Below are 3,944 nucleotides of genomic sequence, written 5' to 3' on the forward strand. Positions count from 1 at the left end.
ATTTGGCAACAGCGAACTGGATGCAAATAACCAAATCACCATGAACCTGAGGTTTCCGGGACAGTATTACGACGAAGAGACCGGACTAACGTATAACTATTTCAGGGATTACGACGCGAAGACGGGGAGATATATTCAGAATGACCCGATAGGGTTGAATGGTGGTATAAATATTTATGAATATTCCTACTCGAACCCTTTGAATTTTATTGATTTTTATGGATTGGCTGGTAGAGGTGGTCGTCAAAATAGTAAAGGGGAAAGAAATAGAACTAAGAATTCACATGGAACTGATAATCCGTATAAACATTGGAGGTTAGATAAAAAAAATCCAGGAAAAGTTTTTGAGTTTGATCAATGGGGCAAAAAGAAACGTAGTGTAGAAAAGCCCGAAGATTGGGATGAATATAAAAATGAAGATGGTAGCAATAGAAAAAGGCCAAAAAAAGGTCAAAGCTGTGATAAACCAGAAAATGAAGGTGAACAAAACGAACAATCAACTTCTAAAACAGGAATTATATTAGGAACTGTCGCGGTAGTAGGTGGAATTATATGTATAATGATGGAGCCATGTGGAGTTGTAGCAGGGGGAGTTGTTGCAACAGGGGCAACAGTTAGTGTGCTCCAGTAAATATCTAAATTTACAAATATCAGGCTACAACTTCAACTATAAGTATTGTGGCCTGACAAACAAAAGAGGTTTATTGTGAAAATTTATAGTGAAAAAAAGTTGAGTCAGCTTGAAAGTATTGCCTCTAAGGCTGAAATACAAAAACATTATAAAAAATCATTTTCTATCAACTATATGCTGGCTAGGAATAAGGTGGCTTCTAGCATGTGGGAAATAGGCCGTATGTTTGGTAATTCCGAGTTTCTGAGTCAAAACCTAAATAAAGCACTAATTTGGGAAGCAAATGCAAATTTAGAAGATAATAGTTATTTATCTAATATTGCAGTAACTTATCGACAGATGGGAGATTTGCAAGCTTCGAAATATATATTATACCGTGCTTTAAAAGAAGGAGATGATGAGGCTGCATTAGATTTAGCTAAATTGTATAATATAAGTAAAAAAGAACATAAAAGAGTAAGAAGATTACTTAATGTGGTTTTAAACAGTAGGGATGTTTCTGATTATGCTATAGAAGAAGCACACCATATTATGAAAAATATTAATATTAAAAAAAATAATATTAAAAAAAATGTAAGTATAGGAAAAGCCACAAAGTTGAACAATAAAATTTTTGGAAAACTGATTTGTGCAGAGATAAATTTTAATTTAGAGAATTATGAAAAATCCTATCGACAATTTATAAAATTAGCTAACGAGAATAAAAGTTATACAGCGATGGATTATTTGGGAAGAATATACCAATATGGATTAGGTGTTGAATTGAATTATAAAAATAGTATTTTTTGGTATAAAAAAGCAATTCGTGCAGGGAGCGTTGATAGTTTATTAAATTTGGCTTATTTATATAGGGATACACAAAAACTGGATTTGTACTATACTTATTTAAAACAAGCTAAAAATCATGGTAGCGATAGAGCTACTTTGTTGTTGGCAAAATTATTCAATATTTCCGAAAAAGAAAATTTAAAAGTAAAAAAATTTCTAAAACAAGTTCTTAAAAGTAAAACATCAACTATAGATCTAATTTATGAAGCAAAATCTTTATTAAAACAATTATCACATAAATGATTAATTTTATGATGAAAATTAATCATTCGAGAGACTGAGTAAACTCAGCAACGACAGCGGAGAAATAGCCAGCTACCAATACGACCCATTTGGCCGGCGTATCAGCAAAACCGTAAATGGCAAAACCACCTACTACATCTACAACAGCGAAGGGCTGATAGCCGAACTGGATCAAACAGGACGGATGCAAGTAGCGTACGGTTGGGCACCAGACAGCGACTGGGGTACCAGCACCTTATGGCAGGCCAATCTAAATGAAGGCCAAACCCTAAAAAATGCCAGCTATCACTACCTAATAACAGATCATCTTGGCACCCCACAACTAGCAATAAACAGTGCAGGAGAACAGAGCTGGAAGATTACCAGTGATGCGTTTGGCAACAGCGAACTGGATGCCAATAACCAAATCACCATGAACCTGAGGTTTCCGGGACAGTATTACGACGAAGAGACCGGACTGTCGTACAACTACTTCAGGAATTACGACGCGAAGACGGGGAGATATATTCAGAGTGACCCGATAGGGTTAGCAGGAGGAGTAAACACGTATGGGTATGTAGGTGGAAATCCGCTGGTATATAGTGACCCAACTGGGGAGTTGGCTCAAGTAATAGTTCCAGTATTAATAGGAGCCACTATTTTAAGTGCATGTGTAGTGTCACCAGCATGTAATAAATTTGTAAGTGATTCATTGTATGGGTTATATCAAAATATAAAAAATCGAAATAAAGAATTAGGATCACTTCCATCAATTGCTATCTTAAACAAAACTAAAAATAAAAGAAAAAAGGGAAAAGAGTGTAATGAAGTAGATATCGATTTAAATAGTAGTTCTAATTCTCCTAATTGAGATTGTGATCCTAAAGACTCTGATTGCAAAAGAGAATTTAAAAAACGAATTTCAAAGCAATCAGGTAAAGAAGTTGCTGACGATACTCCCGACTGGGCAAGAGGAAAACCACCATATAAAGATGAAACTCCTGAGCAATATGCTATTAGATTAATTAAAGAAAAATATGGGAAAGATACAGTTTTACCAAAATCAAAGAAAGGTTCGGGATCAGAGTATAGTCAAATTAAAAAAGCATGGAGAGGTTATAAATAGACTATAATTTAAAATAGTTAATTAATTTACATTTAAAGTCTAATTAAAATAGACGGTAGTAAATTTAATTTAATAAGGATTATTTTAATGATTTCAGTATTTCAGTTATGTTATGAAACTTATTCTTATCATGGTGATAAACAAATAGCCCTTGAGTCTCCTGATTCAGAAGATTTTGATGCTGAGATAAGCCAAATATTAGGGGTTTATAGTACTTATGAAATAGCTTTGGAAAGAAAAAAAATTTTTCGAAATTTTATTATCTAAGTAATTTAAGAAGACTAGAGATTTATGAAATTTCTTTAGATGCAGATTGGTGGCGTGGAGGTTTTGTCACAATATAAATAATCTAATAATAAAACTTTTAAATGGTAATAAAAATGATAGAAAACAAAGTTTATACATTAATTCACGCTAAAGAGACAAAACAAAATGGTTTAACACAATTCGAAATTGGCACTTTTTCCTCATTAGAAAGAGCACTTGAAGAAAAAAAGAAACGGGAGAATGTATCAGGTTTTAAAGATTATCCTAAAGGTTTTAGAATAGAAGTGTTTATAATCGATAAAGATTTTTGTCATGAAATCATTTATCTGTAGGCAAAAATTTATTAGTTTAACCGATGGGACCGCTTAGCTCTGGTAAAACTAAAATAGAAAGACCAGAGCAGCGGCCAGATTTTACAGAATAATGCCAATTACAATTGAATTGGCAGCTCCAGATGATTTGGAAAATGACTGTTCAATTAGCAGAATTAATTGATTAAATGGGAGAAAGAAAAGAATAGATCAATGATTTAACCTATACCAGCAATGACCAGCTATTGATCCATATGGCATTAGCACTATCAAAACTGCAAAAGGCAAATCCATATGCTACATCTACAGTAGCGTACGGCTAGGAACAGACTGTGATAGGGATATCAGCCATTGCGGCAGGCCAGCATAAACGAAGGTCAAAAACCAAATTAGCAACCTATCACTATTTAATAACAGACCATCTAGGCACCCCATAACGAGCAATAAACAGTGCAGGAGAACAAAGCTGGAAAATTAACAGTGATGCATTTGGCAACAGCGAACTGGATGCAAATAACCAAATCACCATGAACCTGAGGTTTCCGGGACAGTATTACGA

Annotated in this window: 6 protein-coding genes; 5 read left to right on the forward strand and 1 reads right to left on the reverse strand. The window is 34.0% G+C overall.

Features of this window, described 5'->3' with window-relative positions:
- Together J3U75_RS09115 and J3U75_RS09120 are read left to right on the forward strand one after the other, a co-directional pair.
- Positions 1-631, forward strand: a 631-nt coding sequence (locus J3U75_RS09115; RefSeq protein ID WP_267391644.1) for an RHS repeat-associated core domain-containing protein, incomplete at its 5' end; no start/stop codon positions are given.
- 75 nt (positions 632-706) lie between these two features.
- Entirely contained in the window at positions 707-1,702 is a 996-nt protein-coding gene (locus J3U75_RS09120) for a tetratricopeptide repeat protein (protein ID WP_267391645.1), read from the forward strand.
- Between the two features lie 22 nt (positions 1,703-1,724).
- Here J3U75_RS09120 and J3U75_RS09125 read toward each other — a convergent pair whose 3' ends face one another.
- Entirely contained in the window at positions 1,725-1,877 is a 153-nt protein-coding gene (locus J3U75_RS09125) for a hypothetical protein (RefSeq protein ID WP_267391646.1), read from the reverse strand.
- Between the two features lie 9 nt (positions 1,878-1,886).
- Between J3U75_RS09125 and J3U75_RS09130 the strand changes: the two genes are divergently transcribed.
- From J3U75_RS09130 to J3U75_RS09140, 3 genes are all read left to right on the forward strand, one after another.
- A complete protein-coding gene (locus J3U75_RS09130; RefSeq protein WP_267391647.1) occupies positions 1,887-2,552 on the forward strand; it encodes an RHS repeat domain-containing protein in 666 nt (221 codons plus the stop codon).
- A 342-nt stretch (positions 2,553-2,894) separates the two neighbouring features.
- Positions 2,895-3,074 (forward strand): hypothetical protein, encoded by a 180-nt coding sequence (locus tag J3U75_RS09135; protein ID WP_267391648.1) that lies wholly within the window; start codon positions 2,895-2,897, stop codon positions 3,072-3,074.
- Positions 3,075-3,187: 113 nt separating this feature from the next.
- Entirely contained in the window at positions 3,188-3,406 is a 219-nt protein-coding gene (locus tag J3U75_RS09140) for a hypothetical protein (protein WP_267391649.1), read from the forward strand.
- Positions 3,407-3,944: the final 538 nt, after the last annotated feature.

The organism is Snodgrassella sp. B3088 (assembly GCF_026535815.1).
Taxonomy (GTDB): Bacteria; Pseudomonadota; Gammaproteobacteria; order Burkholderiales; family Neisseriaceae; genus Snodgrassella; species Snodgrassella alvi_E.